We start from the raw sequence: 19,232 nt of genomic DNA, 5'->3' as shown, positions 1-19,232 counted from the left end.
CATTAAGGGAAAACTATCAACTCACCAGCCTCATCTTTAAGTGGATTGCCGGGATGGGCATTGTTATAATCTATCAATGCAGTTTTAACCATCATCTGATAGTAAGAAATCAAGCCGCCGGTAGCATATAAATTGTTGATGAAATCATCATCCCATTTTTGTCCGGTTGCATCAATCAAGAAGGCATGTTTGGTTACACTGTATTTACCAAAATAATACTGAGAGAATGATGCGGTCCATTGAGAAGGTTGACTTAGCCTATCTGTAAATTCTACTTTTCGCCATATTAGATTAGGTTCTCCCAATTGAAAATTGGCATCAGATATAACCTTGAATTTTAGCTTCGGTGTATTTGTTTTTAAGCTAGGATCACGTAAAAGTACAACCGGCACTCTGGTATGAACACTGCCAGCCTTAATTACATAAAATTTAGTAACCTTAGGGTCGTTAAAAGCTACATAATGTTTTCCTGGTTCTGCATTTAAAACATTAGGCAATTGCTCCTGAGCCAAGGTAAATGAGCGATCCGTATTTTTAGTGCCTCCAATGGCATATATATCAAAAAAGACAGTATCCTGTGTTACTGTAGCATCTTTGTAATAGAAGGTATAAGTCTTAAGCGTATCGGCCAGATTATAAGTAGTTCTGTAGATAAGGTCAGGATTAGGTCCAAACTGTAATCTGCCTATATCGTTATACAGGTAGTACTGGTCTTGTTTACACGCTGTGAAAGCCGCTACTATAGCTAACACAAATACATATTTTAAATTTTTCATTTTAATAAATCTTTATGTTAAATAGCTTCAGTTTTAGGCACCGGTACCACATAATTTACAGTAGCCGCCGATGGTGCAAATAAGAAACTTGCTTTAGGAACATTTAACCTCTTGTAATTAAAGAAACCTTGTCCTTCTGCATAAAACTCTTTGCGATACTCTTTTATAATTTCTGTTTGTAAAGCTGCAGGATTAGCAGGTACTGCCATGTTACCAATATTGCGTGCAGTTCTGAAAGTTTTCAGGTATTCTACTCCTTCTGCATAAGGTGCAGCTTCTGCAGCAATTAGGTACATTTCGCTTAACCTAAGCATAGGAATCTGCTTAAAGTCTGTAGTTGAGGTTACTAGGCTGTTAGCAATGGCTTGATATTTTTTAATCACATAGCATTTTGTGCCATTGCCTAAGGTAATTAGTTCCCATAAACTACTTTCTCTCATATCAGTACCGGTGTTCCCATATAATTGCGTTTTAATGGTGCTTTCTGAAGAACCTTTCTTTAGCAGACCCGAACTGTAGTTCGTAACATATTTATTGTACATATCGAAGTCATATAAACCAAATAAATGCTCGCTGGTTAATACAAAATCTTTTCCCGTATAATCGTTTATTGTTCCTAAACGAAATTTACTGGTACCGTCTGTATTTTTGGCGTCAATTACCAATTTAGCGCATTCATATGCTTTAGAACTATCGTTAAACCACAGGTAAACCCTAGCTTGTAAACCTTTAACAGCATAATAATTCATTCGCAGATAACGAAAGGCAAAAAAGTTATCATTTGGGTTAAATCCCGAGCTTATACCAGGATTTTTCAATTGAGAAATGCTGTATTTTGTTATCGGATCTACACTTTTGATCAGATTTTCGGCATCATTCAGATCTTTATATAACGCATTTTGAAACTCTGTATAAGATACTTTGGCATTAGGTGTATTAGATAATACTGTAACATAAGGTAACATAGCACTGGCTGTATTTCCGGGAATTGGTCCAAATAATCTAAGCATATCAAAATGCAGATAAGCTCTTAAAGCTAAGCACTCGCCTTTAATCATTTCATACAAGCCTGGAGTGGTAAATACACTTTGCTTAGCATCTATTTGGCCAAGAATAGCATTTACACTGGCAATGGTAGCATATTGCTGTCCCCATATTTTTTCAAAACTGGTTTGTACGCCCGCATCGCCATAATTGAACAAACCTAGGCGTTGCTCATTGCTGTTAGAAGTAACATCCCAGCTTGATGTAAGCGATTCTATGGTGGTTTGCGTTAATGCAGCACCATACGTGTTATTATTTTTCATTTGAATGTAAACCCCTGTTAAAGCATCCTTAAAGCCACCTTCAGTACTGAATATCACATCCTGTGGCATCTGGGTTTTAGGGTTTACAGTTAAGTACTTTTTGCATGAAAAAAACATTCCGGCAAAAAATAGCACAATTAATATTGAATTAAATTTCTTCATTGCTTTAGTTTTAGAATGTTGCATTAACACTTAATGAGAATTGTCTTGAGAAAGGATACAGGGTACCTCTTTCTTGCTTAATCGTTGACAGATAAAAAGGCTCTGCTGCATTAAGTGTAACATTTAAACTCTCCATCTTTACTTTTTTAAGCCATTGCTTGTTGGCTATGTTGTACTGGAAATTAACGTTTTGTAATACCAGTGTTTTTTCATCCTGAACAAATCTTGATGATTTGTAGGTAGGTGAGGTAACCAGTAAGCCTTTAAACGCCGCAATATCTCCAGGTTGCTGCCAACGGCTGTAATACACACGAGAATCAACATTATATTTATAGCTGGTTAATTCTACTCTATCCACCAAAGTGCTATTGTATTGTTGTCCGCCTGTACTGTATCTAAATGAAGCATTTAAAGAAAAATCTTTATAACGCAGCATTGAACTGAAGTTACCGTATAATTTAGGATCTCTTGAACCTACTGCTACAATATCAGATGCTTTCCAGGTGTAGGTTGGTAAACCATCCTTACCCAGATAGAGCTCTTTACCTGTACTTGGATCTATACCCAAAGACGGAACTACCCAGATGGCATTACTTGAATAACCTTCTATGTATAAAGTACCCGGGCTGCTGGTTCCGTTAAGGGTAGCTGCCTGTGCATCTTTTAATGCTTTAGAAGTGCTGATAATCTTGTTTTTGTTATGTAACGCTGCGGCAGAAACACTCCAGGTAAAGCCATTTACATTGTTAATGATAAAGCCGGTAGCTTTTAATTCGAAACCATTGTTTCTTAAGCTACCTATATTATCTACATAACTGCTAAAACCATTAGAAGCTGGTAGGTTAACAGATGATACAAGGTCTTTTGTGGTTTCTGTATAATAATCTGCGGTAAATCTTAATCTGCGGTTTAAAAATTCCGCATCAACACCAATGTTATATTTAACAGTTTGTTGCCATTGTAGGTTACTGTTACCTAAACCTAACAGATAAGCACCCATCCAGTTGTAATAACGTTCATTGGTGTAGTACTGGTAAGTTGAAAGTGCCTGATAAGCATTAAAATTCTGTGCACCTGTAGTACCTACAGAACCACGTAATTTTAAACGGTTAATGTATTTGTTGTCTTTTAAGAAACTTTCATTGTGCAAGTTGTAGCCCGCACCAACAGACCAGAATGGAGCATAACGTTTATTTGAACCAAATTGAGATGAGCCATCCATACGGAATGAAGCATCTACAAAATATTTGTTGTTATAGCTATAGTTTACGTTTCCTGTAATACCTATAGATCTTACTAAGGATTCGTTACCTGTTGGTTTACCGTCTTTGGCATATTGTAAAGCCATAGTTATAAAATCGAAGTTGGCATTAGGAAAACCTTCTGCTAAGAAATTATAAGTAGAAGCCTTGTTTTGACGAATATTATAGTCGGCACCAAAGGTAAGCAAGTGGCTGCGGCCAAATAGTTTGTTATACTGAAGGTTTAATGAACCATCGTATCCAAAATAGTTGTTAACGCTATAGTTATAATCACCTTTTCTAAAAAGGTCGTCAACTCCGTAATTTGCAAAGGCGGTATGTTCTGCAGGTCTGAATTTATCGTATTGTACGTTGCCTTTGGTTAAACCGAATTGTGCCCTTAGGGTCATATCAGGAATAACATTCCATTCTACCGAGGTATTGTTAATTAATTCATTAGTGGCTGTTTTATCAAATGTTTTTAGCGTAGCATTGTACAAAGGGTTGGTTGGAAGAGGATTCCAAAAACCTAGATAATCAGTATTGCCCGGATCACCTAAAAACTTCAGTACATTGCCTTTATCATCATAAGGTGCCCAGTAAGGGTTTTGTTTTACATAATCACTAAATGTTCCATATGGAGATTCTTGTGTTGCACCCTGCTGCACCTGTAAATTGTTTCTGAATTTAAGGGTTTTATAGGTATAAGCCAGGGTAATGTTGCCATTAAAAGTGTGTCTGAAAGAACCTTTCATTACACCTTCAATATTATTTACCTGACCTGATGCTGAATACCTGAAAGCATTTTCACCACCTTCTATTTTAAGAAAATGTCTTTGTCCGATACCGTTTCTTAAAGGAAGTGCCATCCAATCGGTTTCTACACCGCGGTTAACTTCATTTAATAAATAGTTATAATATCTTTTTAATGGCAGATCTGCTTCTGCACGTGGATTGTTATAATATCCTGCTTTCCATTCTAAATCTAATTTATCTGCAGCTTTTAAAAGGCTGTAGTCTGTAAGATCAGGCAATTCAAAATTTACATCAGATTTGATACTAAGACGCAATTTACCTGGCCTTGGGGCTTTAGTGGTAATTACAATAACGCCATTAGAACCACGCGAACCGTACATTGCAGTAGCCGAGGCATCTTTTAAAATCGTAATCGATTCTACCTCGTTCTCATTCATATCATATAACTTCTGTAAAGTAGATTGAAAGCCATCTAATATGATCAATGGCGTATTTAATTCGGCACGGGCCTGATCCTGAAACTGCCCTACGTTAGGAATACTTGAATTACCACGAATCTGGATTTCAGGTAAGCGGTTAGGATTAGATCCGAAAGCATTGCTTTCAATAATGTTAAAAGAAGGATCTATGTTACGTAATGATGTAACTAAGTTACGGTTACCAAATTCTGCTAACTCTTTGGCAGTTACAGTTGTAGATGCCCCTGTAAAACTTTGGTCTGCTTTTTTAAATAAACCGGTATTAATTACAACCTGGTTTAATTGCGCTGCTTCAGATGCAAGCTTTATAGTTAATGGGAATTTTTTGTCTTTTAAGCTGATCTCCTGTTTTTCGTAACCAATAAAAGTTACCACTAAAGTAGCTTCGGCATTTGGAGCTACAATTCTGAAAATACCGTTCTGATCACTCACGGCTACAGGATTTACAAGTCCTTTTATTCTTACTGATGCTCCTGATACTGGTTTATTGTCTTCATCTACAACTTTACCGACAACTACAAGCTGTTGTTTTACAACAACCTCTTCGATAACTTGAGGAGCTCTGAATTTAAGGATAATAGTTTTTTGGTTAATCGTATAAGTTAAGGGTTGCTCTTTAAAAGCAATATTTAATACATCCTCTACGCTTGCGTTTTTTACATCAATAGTAACAGGCTTTGCTACTTTAAGCATTGAGCTGCTGTAAAAAAAGTCATAACCACCTTGCTTTCTGATTTTTTGAAGCACATTTTCTAAGGTGGTAGCATTCTCTTTAATGGTAATCTGGGCAAAACTTTTAGCGCCAACCTGCAAGAAAGAAAATAGGATTAAAAAGAGGGTTAGCTTTAGATGTAGTAAAATTTTGACATGGGCACGGCGCAATAGCCCGTACGCAAATGTCGGGTAAAAATCATACATTTGTTAGTGTTTAGGTTTTAGTTTTAGTTGAGATTTGATTAATTAATAACGAACCTGAGCGATACTTATTAAAGTATTTTACCGGGGGTGTTGCAGCATCTCCGGTTTTAACAGATCCGTAAAATTGTTGTAGAAATTATGGCATTACTGTAATCCTCCTTTCTTCAATTTTAAAATTTACCGATCCTGTTAGCTCCATTATATTTAGTACCTGCTGTATATTTTTTGATCTTGATATTTTTCCTGAAAATTTCATATTAGATAATTCAGCAGGGCAGTCTATTTCTACATTATACCATCTCGAAATCTTTCTCAATATGCTGCACAGATCACTGTTGTTAAAAATGAAATCATTGTTAACCCAGTCAATCTCATCTTCTACATTGCTATGCTGAATACTTAACGCATTATCAGCCAAAATAGCTTTCTCGCCAGGAGATAAAACTTTAGCTGGTATATCCTGTGCCCAAATTTTGATACTACCTTGCAGTAATGAAGTATTGATACTGTTTTCATCGCCATAGGCATTGATGTTAAAGCGTGTACCTAAAACCTCAATAACCTGCCCTTTGGTTTTAACCTTAAACGGCTGGTTGGCATTATGTGCCACCTCAAAATAACCTTCACCGGTTAGTTCAACCCTTCTTTCATTACCCACAAAACAGGTAGGGTATTTTAAAGAAGATTTGGAATTAAGCCATACTTTGGTTCCGTCAGATAAAGTAAGCGTATAAAAACCCCCGGCCGGAACGCTTAACAGGTTAATGGTCTCCACTGATGAAGTGTTGTTTTCTCGTTGATAAGACAAGTTTTCGCCATTGGTTTTAATTACACTGGCACCGTTTTGCCCGGCAATAACCCCGTTATTGGCATTGTCTAAAACAATAGTCTTACCATTGGCAAGAGTTAATGTGGCTTTGGCGCTTCCGGGTTTAATATGCGCTGCGGCAAATTTGTTATTTACCTTAAGCATGAAATCGTTGTGATTAATCAAATAGATAGACACAGACAGAATAATCAGCGCAACAGCAGCAACCCAGTATTTGAACGGTGTTGAGAGCTTTATTTTTTTAACGGGTATAGTTTCGGCTTCGTTGTGTACGGGCAGGGTATTCCATATGTCATTTTTAACTGCAATAAGATCATGCTCGCTAATCAAATCAATATCAGCAGACTGAGAATCTACATACCATGATTCAAGCAAAGCCAATTCTTCTTCACTACATATACCTGCTCTATACTTATCTAAAATTAACTTTGCCTTATGCGTATCCATATACATCGGAATATTTAATCCTTTTACTAAAGACGATTAACAATAGGTTAGGGGGTAGAAAAAAATAAAAAAAATTAAAGACTCAGAAACAACATGGTGCCAAGTTTGGTGCGCAATACCTTTAAAGCGTTTTTAACCTGGGTTTTTACTGTTTGTTCGGAGATGTTCAATTTCACAGCAATTTCTCGATGAGTAAGATTTTGTTTTCTGCTCATCTCAAAGATCTCACGCATTTTGTTAGGCAATTGCTGTATACCATTATCGATAAGTTCGGTCAATTGTTTTTCTCTTATTTTATGATCAGTTATACATATGCCCTGATCAATAAAACTTTGCAGTGAGTTGATGTATTTATTCTCTACCTGTTGATGAGCGATAAAATCTAAAATTTTGTTTTTAACCGCAGTATATAAATAAGCTTTAAGTCCTCCGGTAATTTCTATTTCGGTTCTTTTTTTCCAGATTTGGGTAAATAATTCGTGAATGATATCCTTAGCCTCTTCTCTGTCGTTTAGTTTTTGAAGAGCATGGATATATAAGGTTTCGAAATACCGGTTGTAAATAATAGTGTAGGCCAACGCACTACCATTTTTTAACATTTGTAGTAACTCTATATCCGAAAATCTTACATCTTTATCCATTTACGCAAATGAAAAAAATAGTACTCTAATAATAAATCGTGTGGTGTTGATGGTTTGCAAATCAAAAGTACAACAAAAGTGTTACGATACAAAAAGCTTACCTTAAGATATTTAATGTTTTGTACAACAAAATAATAAACTTCGGAAATTGGCAGGCTGATATTGATAAGTAAAGGTTAATTTATAATTTAGCTTATTCTGCATTAAACGCTGAAATTTTATACGCTTTACATGGAAATTGAAACCAAACGATCAAAATTAATAGCCTGGGTACTACAAAACGCCAAACTTGCAAGTTCATTTTTTTTCGTGATTGTTTTTGCTATTGTCATCATTATTGTAAGGCAGCGTTATCAGATTGTGCAGGAATCTAAGCGTATATATATCAACAGCATCTTAGAGAACGTAAAGCAGCGATTTGAGCAGCTCAACAAAACCAACCAAAATGTAGCTTTAACAATGGCTTTAACCATAGGTAGTGATGGTAAGCCCAAAGATTTTGAAGAAATTGCAGAGAGAGTGATCAAATCTAACCCTTATCTGCAAGCTGTTCAGCTAGTTCCAGATGGTGTTATAAAATATATATATCCTTTAAAAGGCAATGAAAAGGCACTTAATCATGATTTGTTTAAAGATGGCGGCTTAAACCTGATAGAGGCCAAAAAATCAGAAAACCTGAAACAGCTTTATTATCAAGGACCCGTAAAATTGATGCAGGGCAGAATAGGCGTAGTAGGCAGATTGCCCATTTTTGTAAAAAATAAATTCTGGGGATTTTCTGCCGTAGTGGTTACCCTAGATAGCCTTTCTTCAATGATAGGTTTAAATGTTAAGGCTAAGAACTACCAGTTTCAGTTGGCAAAAAATAATCCTGTAACGGGTAAAGAAGAATTCTTTTTGTCTTACAATAAAGAGTTTAAACTCAGACATACAACGTCTATTACAATTCCGGAGGGCGACTGGAAGGTGTATGCCATAGATGAAGATGCCAGTGATAATCTCATCAACACCTTGCCTATCCTCTTACTAGGCATTTCAATGACTTTGATCTGTAGTGTGTTTTTCTATAAATTTCTACGTAAGCAAGCAGAAATTACCACCATTCTGGATAAAAGAACACATGAATTGCTGCTGGCCGAAAATAAATACAAAACCATATTCGATCATGCCGGTGTAGGCATTGGCAGGGTAAATTCTGCTACAGGAGAGTTTTTAGAAGTCAATGCGCAGTTATGTAGCTTGCTGGGTTATTCAGCTTCAGAATTGCAGCAAACTAAAATTAAAAGCTTAATTCATCCCGATGACTTGAAAGAAGATCGCACCCAGTTTAAAAGTATGATCAATGGGCAGATCAAGAATTATACGGCAGAAAGACGTTATATCTGTAAAGATGGTCAGGCTAAATGGGCACAGGTTTTTGTAACGCTGTTATGGAGCGAGGGCGAGGCACTCAATAACCATATCATTATTGTAGAAGATATTACTTCAAGAAAAGATTACGAGCAGGAGCTAATTGCATCCAAACAGCACATCGCTAACCTCATCAACTCTATAGATGGCATTGTATGGGAGAAAGAAATTCATGAGAATGGTTACGAAAGCTCATTTATCAGCAACAAGGTTTATGATATTTTAGGCTATACACCAGAAGAATGGCTGTCTGATCCTGATTTTCATGCCAAGCATCTTCATGAAGATGATCATGAAGATCTTTTCAATTATGTTAATGAATTTTTACTTAAACAGCAAAACCATGAAAGAGAATACCGTATAAGAGCAAAAGATGGTTCTATAGTTTGGGTAAAAGATATTGTAAGCGTGACACCCTCAGTGCAACATCCAGAAAAGCTGCGGGGCATTATGATTGATATTACGGCTCAAAAAGAAGCTCAGGACTCTTTATCCAAATCTTTTGCGCTGGTAAGAGAACAGAATGAACGCCTGTTAAACTTTTCTCATATTGTTTCCCACAATTTACGATCGCATGCAGGCAATATACATGGTATTGTAGCACTTATAGAAGAAGCACAGACCGATCAGGAGAAAAAAGAACTGATGCATTTGCTTAAAAAAGTGGTCGATACGCTAAACGAAACCCTAAGCAATCTGAGCAATATTGTAAATATCAATACCCGTTTTGATATTTTAAAAGAACCTTTAAACCTGAAACAATATATCGAAGCAGCTATCAGCACCTTAAATGGGCAGATCATTAGTCAGCAGGCAACAATCAATAATCATGTGGCTAAAGATGCGGAAGCTATGTTTAACAAGTCGTATTTGGAAAGCGTTTTATTAAACCTTTTATCAAATGCTTTGCGTTATACCCACCCTGATCGCAAGCCTGTGATCAATATTGAAACCAGCATGCAGGATGATTGCGTTACGCTGATTATAGCTGATAACGGATTGGGCATTGATCTGCAGAAAAATAAAGGAAAAATCTTTGGGCTTTACCAAACCTTTAACGGCAATAACGATGCCCGCGGATTAGGTCTGTTTATTACCCGTAACCAGATTGAAGCAATGGGCGGCAAAATAGAGGTAGAAAGTGTTTTAGATGAAGGTACAACCTTTAAAATTGTGTTTGCACCAAATAAAGTGGGGTAAAAAATAAAAGAGATGCTCCATCCAGACGCATCTCTTTTTTCTAACCAAATATAAACCTGTGTATGAACGGGTATGTCTTTATCTTATTAATTAAATGATTTCTCTTTTTGAGACTACAAAAGTAAGAACAAATTTCTTAGTGTAAGTAATACACTAAGATTAAATTTATACTTAGCAATTCCTTGTGACATATCTGTGACATTTTGTAAAACCAAAAAAGCACCTTTAAGGTGCTTTCCTGTTCAAAGATGAATGAACATCACTTATATTTTTCCGTAGTACTCTACAAATTTTGCTAAAGCGCAAGAATAGCCCCATTCATTATCGTACCATGATACCACTTTAACAAAGTTATCGTTTAGGGAAATTCCGGCTCCGGCATCAAAGATAGAAGCATGGTCATTACCAATAAAATCAGAAGAAACAACTTCGTCTTCAGTATAGCCTAAAACACCTTTTAAAGGACCTTCTAAAGAAGCCGCTTTCATGGCATCTTTAATTTGCTCGTAAGTAGCTGGTTTTTCTAATCTTGCAGTTAAATCAACTACAGAAACATCTGCTACAGGTACACGAAACGACATACCGGTTAATTTGCCTTTTAATGAAGGAATTACCTTGGTAACCGCTTTGGCAGCGCCTGTAGATGAAGGGATAATGTTTGAAAAACCACCACGTCCGCCTCTCCAGTCTTTAGCCGAAGGACCGTCAACCGTTTTTTGTGTGGCTGTTACAGCGTGTACGGTACTCATTAAGCCTTCTACTATACCAAAGTTATCATGCAAAACTTTAACAACAGGTGCTAAACAGTTGGTGGTACATGATGCATTTGATACGATAGTCTGATCTGCGGTAAGATCCTGATGGTTTACACCCATTACATAGGTAGGTACATCATCATCTTTGGCCGGGGCAGAAAAAACGACTTTTTTTGCGCCTGCATCAATGTGTTTCTGCGCATCAGCTTTGGTTAAGAAAAGACCTGTAGATTCGATTACGATATCAACACCTACTTCGTTCCATTTTAAGTTGGCCGGGTCTTTTTCGGCGGTGATCCTGATTTCTTTACCGTTAACAACCAGATGACCGTTTTTCACTTCAATAGTGCCGTCAAACTGACCGTGAACTGTATCATATTTTAACATGTAAGCCATGTAATTAGGATCAATCAGGTCATTAATAGCAACAATATCTATATTTCTTTTTAAAGCCGCTCTGAAAACAAGCCTTCCGATACGGCCAAATCCGTTTATTCCTACTTTAGTCATTGTGAATTAGTTTGTGTAATAATGTAATATGTTGTGTATGGGTTCTTTGGTTATAGATGTGATATCTATATTGTGTTTTTGTGCAACCAGACGTAACCTGTCCTGAAAAGTTCCGGCTACAGAGCCTACAAAGTGGATTTCTTCGTTCTGGTGTTTGGCACGGGTAGGTTTAATATAAGTTTCCAGGAATTTCTCAAAACCCTGGTCAATAATCTGCTCTATGAATTTATGCTTGCGGTTTTCTACAAAAAAATCGAAGAATGAACTTAAATAGCTTTGTACATTGGGACGTTTATAGATACGTTCCAGTATAGAAGGGCGATCTAAGCTGTATTTGCTTTCTAGTTTTGCCTTTAGGTCATCGGGAATTTTTTCCTCTAAAAAGTTCTTTAATAAGATTTTTCCCAGATAGTTGGAAGAACCCTCATCGGCTAAAATATAACCTAAACCAAAATTGTTTTCCTGTGGCGATTTTCCGTTAAAATAAGCGCAGTTGGCGCCACTGCCTAAAATGCCTACAATACCGCTTTTATGATGACAGGCCGCAATAGATGCACCATACAAATCGTCCTTAATCTTTATTTTGCTATGGACAAAGAATTTTTCTAAGATTTCTCTTAAATTATTCTGGGCAGATCTGGTACGGGCACCAGCAACAAAGGCGTAAATTTTCTTGATCTTTTCGGCGTTGTTAATCAACGTAGTATTTTTATTTAAAAAAGCGAAGATCTGTTTCTCTTCATTAAAATAAGGATTAAGTCCCTGGGTTGAAGTTTCCGCAACAATCTTATCGTCTGCGTATAATTTCCAGAAAGCCGTTTTAGATCCGCTATAAATTACTGCAATCATGTTAACAATTAAATAGATAAAACATGTGTCATTTCAAGAAGGTCGTCTTCCAGTTTGTAGTTGTTCTTATTTAAGGCGTCTGCAAGGTTCGTCAGTTTAATTTCGTTGCCATGCAATCCGGCCATTTTTAAAGTTTCGCCCTTAATTAAAGCTTTGGTGGCTGCAAAACCTAATCTGCTGCCCAGTATGCGGTCAAAACCACTCGGACTTCCGCCACGTTGTAAATGCCCCAAAATGGTAACTTTGGTGTCGTAATGTTTAAATTTACGTTTAACAGCGTGTGCTATATCATAGGCGCCGCCATATTTATTTCCTTCAGAAACAATCACAATACTCGATGATTTCTTGGTAGAAGCACCTTCTTTAAGTTTAGTGATCAGTTCTTTGAGAGAAGTTTCGCGTTCGGGAAGCAATACAGCTTCTGCACCACTGGCAATAGCACTTCTTAAAGCAATGCAACCCGAATCCCTTCCCATAACTTCAATAAAGAATAATCTGTCATGAGAATCGGCCGTATCTCTGATCTTGTCAATAGCTTCAATTACGGTATTAATGGCCGTATCATAACCTAAGGTAAAATCACTGCCATAAAGGTCATTGTCTATGGTACCGGGTACACCAATTACTTTGATGTCATATTTTTCTGCAAATCTTTTTGCTCCGGTAAAAGTTCCGTCGCCACCAATAACCACTAAACCATCAATACCTTTAGCTTTAAGATTTTGATAAGCGAGTTCCATGCCGGCATCTTCTTTAAACTTTAGGCAACGGGCAGTTTTTAAAATGGTGCCGCCAAGATGAATAATATTGCTTACAGAGCGGGCGTTCATGGCTTCAATATTGTTGTTGATGAGACCCTGATAACCCTGTATTACGCCAAACATGTTTTTGCCATAATATACGCCGGTGCGTACAACAGCCCTTATGCAGGCATTCATGCCCGGGGCATCTCCGCCTGAGGTTAGTACAGCGATATTTTTAATATTTGGTTCCATGCTTATATTACGAATATAGCGTGTATTTTTTACACTAAGTAATTTTTTTTCAAAATTTTTAATTTTTAACAATTTACTGGCATTATTTTGTTTCTTTGTTTTTTAACTAACTTAAACTTAATTAAAACGTTTTTTGCTTTGAAAAATATACAACAAGGTTTTAATTTCGCTTTGTCTATTGATTGCGTGGTCTTTGGTTTTGATGGGAGCGCGTTAAAAATTCTATTGATAGAAAGAAACGAAGATCCGTTTAAAGACTGGTGGGCTTTGCCGGGAAACCGGGTTAATGTGGATGAAAGCGTGGACCAGTCTGCTTCCAGAATTTTAAAGGAACTTACTGGCCTGAGCGATGTGTACATGGAGCAATTTTATACTTTTGGCGAATTAAAAAGGCATCCGCAGGGTAGGGTTGTATCTGTGGCTTACTATGCCATGTTACGTCTTTCTGGCGAAAAACCTTTGAAACCATTGACCAGTTTTGCCCGTAATGCGCAGTGGGTAAATGTAAATCAGGTACCTGAGCTGGCCTTTGACCATCAGTATATTTTAGAGAAAGGGCTCGAAAAAATAAAAAGAAGAGTGAGACATTTGCCTTTGGTATTTGAACTGCTTCCAGAGAAATTTACCTTAACGCAAGTACAGAATGTTTATGAGCTGATCTTAAATAAAAAGCTGGATAAACGTAATTTTAGGAAAAAGATCTTGAGCTTTAAGGTGTTGAAAGAGCTGGACGAAAAACAAAGAGGCGTTTCTTTCAGAGCAGCAACACTCTATAAATTTGATAAACGAAAGTACAATAAGCTGTACGGTAAAGAGATTTCTTTTTAAATAGCAACAGCTTTATATGAAACAGCCCGTTTTCTAATTAGAAAACGGGCTGTTTTTTTAGGGAATAATTTATTTCTTTAAATGGTAATCAACCAGATCATCTATAGGTGAACGGATGATCTTGCCTACACCCATTTCATACCTGTCGGCAGTATAGCTTAAAATGTCTCTGAAATTGTAACCCACAGAGCCTACACAGTTCAGCAGATAATCTTTATAATTAGGGTAATGAATAACCAGATTTTCAAAGAAAGCCACAAAAGCGGTTTCTACCACATTGCGGGTATAATCAGGAAATTCTGCTTTGTAATCGTATAAAAATTTACTGAAGCTGGCACAAAAACGGTTAGGAAGCGGTTTGTTGTAAATGGCATCAAAAATATCTTCGTTGGTTAAACCAAATACATTGAAGAAATGCTTACTTAAATTTTTTGGCATGAAACCTTTCATGTAATCGGCTAGCACACGTTTGCCAATGTAACTGCCACTACCTTCATCACCTAAAAAGTAACCTAAAGAATCGATGTTCAGGGTAATTTCTTTACCGTCATAAAAACAGGTATTGGTACCTGTACCCAATATGGCTGCAAAACCAGGCTCATCGCCCAATAAAGCACGACAAGAAGCCAGCAGATCATGGTCAATGCTTACTTTGGCATTTACAAAAACACTTTGCATGGCATCAGCCACTATTTTCTTGTTCACATCGGTAGAACAACCTGCTCCATAATAATAAACCTCGTTTAGTTTTTCAGGCTCTACGTGGCTGGGTAAATTTTTTCTGAGCGATTTTTCGATATATTCTGTACTGGCAAAATATGGATTATAGCCTTCTGTATTAAAATGAATTTTTCTCCCGGCTTCATTGATCAAACACCAGTTGGTCTTTGTAGATCCACCATCTGCAATAACTATCATGTTTAGGTTTTTATAAAATTGATGAAAAACTGAGCCAATATAAAGGGCTTTTTCCTAAAAATAAAATTAATAATTAGTTTTTTAGCAGCCTTTAATAATTGATTTTAAAACGTTTGCTTTTTGGCTTTGGCAAGATGATTTATTTAAAGTGTATTTTTTACACTAATGTCCTTGTTTTTTCAGCATTACTTTAAGCGGTCTTTTTCATTTTGTAATTTTTTTAATTCTAAAATCGATATACTTTATATAAATAGGCATATTTGTTTTATAGATTAAAAGCACATGGATAAAATAATCGATTTTAGAAGTGATACCGTAACTAAACCTACAGCTCAGATGCTTGAGGCCATGATGGCTGCAAAAGTGGGCGATGATGTTTTTGGTGAAGATGAAACAGTGGTAAAACTGGAAGAGAAACTGGCCGATTTATTTAATATGGAAGCCGGTTTGTTTTGTCCTTCGGGTACAATGAGCAACCAGATTGCCATCAAATGTTTTACGCAGCCTTTAGATGAAGTGATTTGCGATCAGACTGCACATGTTTACAGATATGAGGGCGGAGGTATAGCTTTTAACTCGCAGGCTTCGGTACGTTTGTTAAATGGAAACAGAGGTATTTTAACACCTGAGCTTATAGAACCCGAAATTAATGAGGAAAATATCCATTATCCGGTATCGAGTTTGGTAGTGCTGGAAAATACCGTAAATAAGGGTGGTGGAAAATGCTACCGCTTAAAAGATATAGAGCCTATTCATAACCTGTGTACCATAAAAGGTTTGAAATTACATTTAGATGGTGCCCGTATTTTTAATGCTTTGGTAGCCACGGGCGATAAAGCGGCAGATTACGGTAAATATTTTGATGGCATATCTGTATGTTTATCTAAAGGATTGGGCGCTCCCATAGGTTCGGTATTATTGGCTTCTAAAGAAACCATTAAACAGGCCAAACGCATTAGAAAAGTGATGGGCGGCGGTATGCGACAGGCGGGTTACCTGGCAGCAGCAGGTATTTATGCTCTAGATCATCATGTAGAGCGTTTGTCTATTGACCACGAACATGCAAAGACTTTGCAGAAAGCTTTAAAAGAAGCTTCATTTGTGCAGTCGGTAATGCCGGTAGAAACCAATATCATTTTATTTGATGTGAACGAAAAAGTAACTGCACAACAGGTTGTGGCTGCGCTGAAAAAACAAGGTATTTTATGCAATACTACTTCATCAAGAACCATAAGATGGGTAACGCATTTAGAAATTACTCCGGCTGATGTAGACAGAGCCATATCTGTGCTAAAAAGCATAAAAATATAATTTAACCTAAGTTGGATTTAAGTATTTCTGTTTGAAACGATAGTTGTAAAATCCCTCCGTTAAGCTTTAAAACCGACCTTGGCTAGTGCGGTTTGCAATCATTAGCCAAAGCAGATACTTTGTAGCGCTAGACGCAGTCGGAATTTTTGGTCCTTTTTTAAAAAAAGGACTAGGCCTCGCCGGCCAATGAGGCGAAAACATAGCAAGACCTAATTTTAGGTTTAATTATTTTATCTAATTTACGTTAATTCAACAAAGAGAACCTGACAGATCAGGAAAGTATAACAAGGTTTTAAATATTTTTTAACATCTTGCACCACCAAAAAGCCGTATTGATAAATGGATAAAATATTGATTGCCAATCGTGGCGAAATTGCTTTGCGCATTATGCGTTCCGCTAAAGAAATGGGGATTAAAACAGTAGCAGTTTTTTCTGAAGCAGATAGAAATGCACTGCACGTACGTTACGCAGATGAAGCAGTTTGTATTGGGCCGCCACCTTCAAATCAGTCTTATCTCTTAGGAGAAAAGATCATAGAAGCGTGTAAAACAACCGGAGCACAGGGCATCCACCCCGGATATGGCTTTTTATCAGAAAATCCGGCTTTTGCTAAAATGGTGGCTGCTGCCGGTTTAACCTTAATTGGCCCCACTCCGGAAGCAATGGAAATCATGGGCAATAAATTATCGGCTAAGGCTGCGGCTTTAAAATACGATATCCCAATGGTTCCGGGAACCGAAGAAGCCATTACCAATGTAGAAGAAGCCAGACAGAGAGCGTTGGAAGTAGGTTTCCCCATTCTGATCAAAGCTGCTGCCGGTGGTGGTGGTAAAGGAATGCGTGTAGTAGAAAATGTAAGTGATTTTGAAGAGCAGATGAACCTGGCCGTAAGTGAAGCAACTTCGGCATTTGGCGATGGCTCTGTTTTTATAGAACGTTATGTAACTTCTCCCCGCCATATAGAAATACAGGTTTTAGGGGATACGCATGGAAACATTGTACATTTATTTGAACGCGAATGTTCGGTGCAAAGACGTCACCAGAAAGTGGTAGAAGAAGCACCTTCTTCAGTGCTTACTCCCGAAATCAGGGAGAAGATGGGTAAATGTGCGGTAGATGTGGCCAGATCGGTAAATTATGTGGGTGCCGGAACGGTAGAATTTATCTTAGATGAAAACTTAGATTTCTTTTTCCTTGAAATGAATACCCGCCTGCAGGTAGAGCATCCCGTTACTGAACTGATTACCGGCCTTGATCTGGTAAAAGAGCAGATTAAGATTGCCAGAGGCGAAAAACTAAGTTTTACCCAGGATGAAGTGAAAATGAACGGACATGCCATTGAACTGCGTGTGTATGCTGAAGATCCTAAAAATAATTTCTTGCCTGATATAGGTCGTTTGCAAACCTATAAAACCCCTCAGGGAAATGGGGTGCGTGTAGATGATGGTTTTGAGCAAGGTATGGAGATTCCTATTTATTACGATCCGATGATTGCTAAGCTGATTACCTATGGAAAAGACAGGGAAGAAGCGATAGAACGTATGGTAAGAGCAATAGATGAATATGACATTACGGGAATACAAACTACTTTGGCTTTTGGTAAATTTGTAATGCAGCATGAGGCTTTTGTATCAGGTAAGTTTGATACACATTTCGTTAACAAATACTTTAATTCGCAAAGTCTGGTTAGTGAACAGTCTGATGAAGCCCTGATTGCAGCTATCGCTGCGGTGATGGCGTTGGATAAAAAAGGAACAAATTCAAGTGAAAACCTGGTTAGTGCAGAAAACAGTAACTGGGTTCGTAACAGAAAGCAATACTAATGTTTACAGGAATAATAGAGACTACGGGTACCGTAAAACACATCGAAAGAGAAGGAGATAACCTGCATTTTACTATTCAATCTGCTATCTCCCAAGAGTTAAAAATAGATCAGAGTGTATCTCATAATGGGGTGTGCTTAACAGTAGTGCGTTTAAATGATGATACCCACACGGTAACCGCAATTGCAGAAACTCTGGAGAAATCAAATCTGGCTACGCTTAAAGTAAACAGCATGGTTAATTTAGAGCGTTGTATGCAACTAAACGCACGTTTAGATGGACATATTGTGCAAGGGCATGTTGATCAGATTGCAGAATGTTTGTATGTTAAACCTTTGGATGGCAGTTGGGAATACCGTTTCAAATATGACCGTACAAAAGGTAATGTAACGGTTGAAAAAGGTTCTGTGTGTGTAAATGGTATCAGCTTAACGGTTGTAAACTCTACCGAAGATGAATTCTCGGTTTTCATTATTCCCTATACTTATGAACATACTAACCTCAAAGAGATCAGCCAAGGGCAAACTGTAAATCTGGAATTTGATATCATAGGTAAATACGTGGCGAGATTAATGCAACGGTAGTTTTTCTTAAGTGCGCTAATTAAGATGTATAGCAAAGAAGAAGCCGCTCGCCTTCGTCAGCAGTTCTGGATTACCTTTGGTAAATACATGAAACCGATTGCAGGAGCAGAAGGTATGCCTGTAAACTGGGTAAATTATAAGACCGGCATCAAGCATATTTTCTTTCGTACCGATGCAGATCAGAAAAAAGTAAGCATTTCAATAGAAATCACCCATCCCGATGCAGGTGTAAGAGCCTTATTTTACGAGCAACTTTTGATGTTTAAAAATATGTTGCACGATACTTTAGGCGAAGAATGGGAGTGGTTGCCCGATACGGTAAATACGCAGTATATACCCATCGCTAAAATTTTTGCAGAAAGAGCAGGTCTGAGTATTTACAACCAGCAGCAATGGCCCGAAATGATTTCTTTTCTTAAACCCAGGATCATTGCTTTAGATGAATTCTGGATAAACGTCAAACCTGTTTTTGAAGATCTTTCTGCGTAATTG

15 protein-coding genes are annotated in these 19,232 nt (G+C 37.4%); 6 read left to right on the top strand and 9 right to left on the bottom strand.

The window, feature by feature from the left end; genetic code table 11:
* Positions 1–2: 2 nt before the first annotated feature.
* The 5 genes from MMF97_RS00180 to MMF97_RS00160 all read right to left on the bottom strand — a co-directional run bounded on the left by MMF97_RS00180 (position 3) and on the right by MMF97_RS00160 (position 7,556).
* Positions 3–776, bottom strand: coding sequence for a DUF4843 domain-containing protein (locus tag MMF97_RS00180; RefSeq protein ID WP_243357468.1), 774 nt, complete (start codon positions 774–776; stop codon positions 3–5).
* Between the two features lie 17 nt (positions 777–793).
* Positions 794–2,245: a RagB/SusD family nutrient uptake outer membrane protein gene (locus MMF97_RS00175; RefSeq protein ID WP_243357467.1), complete on the bottom strand. Its 1,452-nt coding sequence runs from the start codon at positions 2,243–2,245 to the stop codon at positions 794–796.
* Positions 2,246–2,255: 10 nt separating this feature from the next.
* Positions 2,256–5,639 (bottom strand): SusC/RagA family TonB-linked outer membrane protein, encoded by a 3,384-nt coding sequence (locus MMF97_RS00170; RefSeq protein WP_243357466.1) that lies wholly within the window; start codon positions 5,637–5,639, stop codon positions 2,256–2,258.
* Between the two features lie 136 nt (positions 5,640–5,775).
* Complete coding sequence (locus MMF97_RS00165) at positions 5,776–6,915, bottom strand: FecR family protein (protein WP_243357465.1); 1,140 nt, start codon at positions 6,913–6,915, stop codon at positions 5,776–5,778.
* Positions 6,916–6,989: 74 nt separating this feature from the next.
* Positions 6,990–7,556: an RNA polymerase sigma-70 factor gene (locus tag MMF97_RS00160; protein WP_243357464.1), complete on the bottom strand. Its 567-nt coding sequence runs from the start codon at positions 7,554–7,556 to the stop codon at positions 6,990–6,992.
* Positions 7,557–7,787: 231 nt separating this feature from the next.
* On the opposite strand from MMF97_RS00160, the gene MMF97_RS00155 reads away from it, so the two are divergent.
* Positions 7,788–10,166 carry a sensor histidine kinase gene (locus MMF97_RS00155; protein ID WP_243357463.1) on the top strand — a complete coding sequence of 793 codons (2,379 nt, stop codon included), beginning with the start codon at positions 7,788–7,790 and terminating at the stop codon, positions 10,164–10,166.
* A gap of 263 nt (positions 10,167–10,429) precedes the next feature.
* Here the strand turns inward: MMF97_RS00155 and gap are convergent, their stop codons facing one another.
* From gap to pfkA, 3 genes are read right to left on the bottom strand one after another with little or no spacing between them, the layout of a single operon-like run.
* Complete coding sequence (gene gap, locus MMF97_RS00150) at positions 10,430–11,431, bottom strand: type I glyceraldehyde-3-phosphate dehydrogenase (protein WP_243357462.1); 1,002 nt, start codon at positions 11,429–11,431, stop codon at positions 10,430–10,432.
* 6 nt (positions 11,432–11,437) lie between these two features.
* Entirely contained in the window at positions 11,438–12,280 is an 843-nt protein-coding gene (locus MMF97_RS00145) for a hypothetical protein (protein ID WP_243357461.1), read from the bottom strand.
* 8 nt (positions 12,281–12,288) lie between these two features.
* Positions 12,289–13,275, bottom strand: coding sequence for a 6-phosphofructokinase (pfkA, locus tag MMF97_RS00140; RefSeq protein WP_243357460.1), 987 nt, complete (start codon positions 13,273–13,275; stop codon positions 12,289–12,291).
* A 138-nt stretch (positions 13,276–13,413) separates the two neighbouring features.
* On the opposite strand from pfkA, the gene MMF97_RS00135 reads away from it, so the two are divergent.
* Complete coding sequence (locus MMF97_RS00135) at positions 13,414–14,103, top strand: NUDIX hydrolase (protein WP_243357459.1); 690 nt, start codon at positions 13,414–13,416, stop codon at positions 14,101–14,103.
* 69 nt (positions 14,104–14,172) lie between these two features.
* Here the strand turns inward: MMF97_RS00135 and MMF97_RS00130 are convergent, their stop codons facing one another.
* Positions 14,173–15,021: an N-acetylglucosamine kinase gene (locus MMF97_RS00130; RefSeq protein WP_243357458.1), complete on the bottom strand. Its 849-nt coding sequence runs from the start codon at positions 15,019–15,021 to the stop codon at positions 14,173–14,175.
* Between the two features lie 282 nt (positions 15,022–15,303).
* Between MMF97_RS00130 and MMF97_RS00125 the strand changes: the two genes are divergently transcribed.
* From MMF97_RS00125 to MMF97_RS00110, 4 genes are all read left to right on the top strand, one after another.
* Entirely contained in the window at positions 15,304–16,332 is a 1,029-nt protein-coding gene (locus tag MMF97_RS00125) for a threonine aldolase family protein (RefSeq protein ID WP_243357457.1), read from the top strand.
* Between the two features lie 339 nt (positions 16,333–16,671).
* Positions 16,672–18,156: an acetyl-CoA carboxylase biotin carboxylase subunit gene (accC, locus tag MMF97_RS00120; protein WP_243357456.1), complete on the top strand. Its 1,485-nt coding sequence runs from the start codon at positions 16,672–16,674 to the stop codon at positions 18,154–18,156.
* On the top strand, positions 18,156–18,740 hold the full coding sequence (locus tag MMF97_RS00115; RefSeq protein ID WP_243357455.1) for a riboflavin synthase: 585 nt from the start codon (positions 18,156–18,158) through the stop codon (positions 18,738–18,740). Before accC ends, MMF97_RS00115 begins: the two co-directional genes overlap by 1 nt.
* Positions 18,741–18,764: 24 nt before the next feature.
* Positions 18,765–19,229 (top strand): DUF4268 domain-containing protein, encoded by a 465-nt coding sequence (locus MMF97_RS00110; protein ID WP_243357454.1) that lies wholly within the window; start codon positions 18,765–18,767, stop codon positions 19,227–19,229.
* The last annotated feature ends 3 nt before the right edge of the window (positions 19,230–19,232 follow it).

It is taken from the genome of Pedobacter montanisoli (genome assembly GCF_022809115.1).
In the GTDB taxonomy this organism is placed as follows: domain Bacteria; phylum Bacteroidota; class Bacteroidia; order Sphingobacteriales; family Sphingobacteriaceae; genus Pedobacter; species Pedobacter montanisoli.
This window is presented reverse-complemented; position numbering and strand designations above follow the sequence as displayed.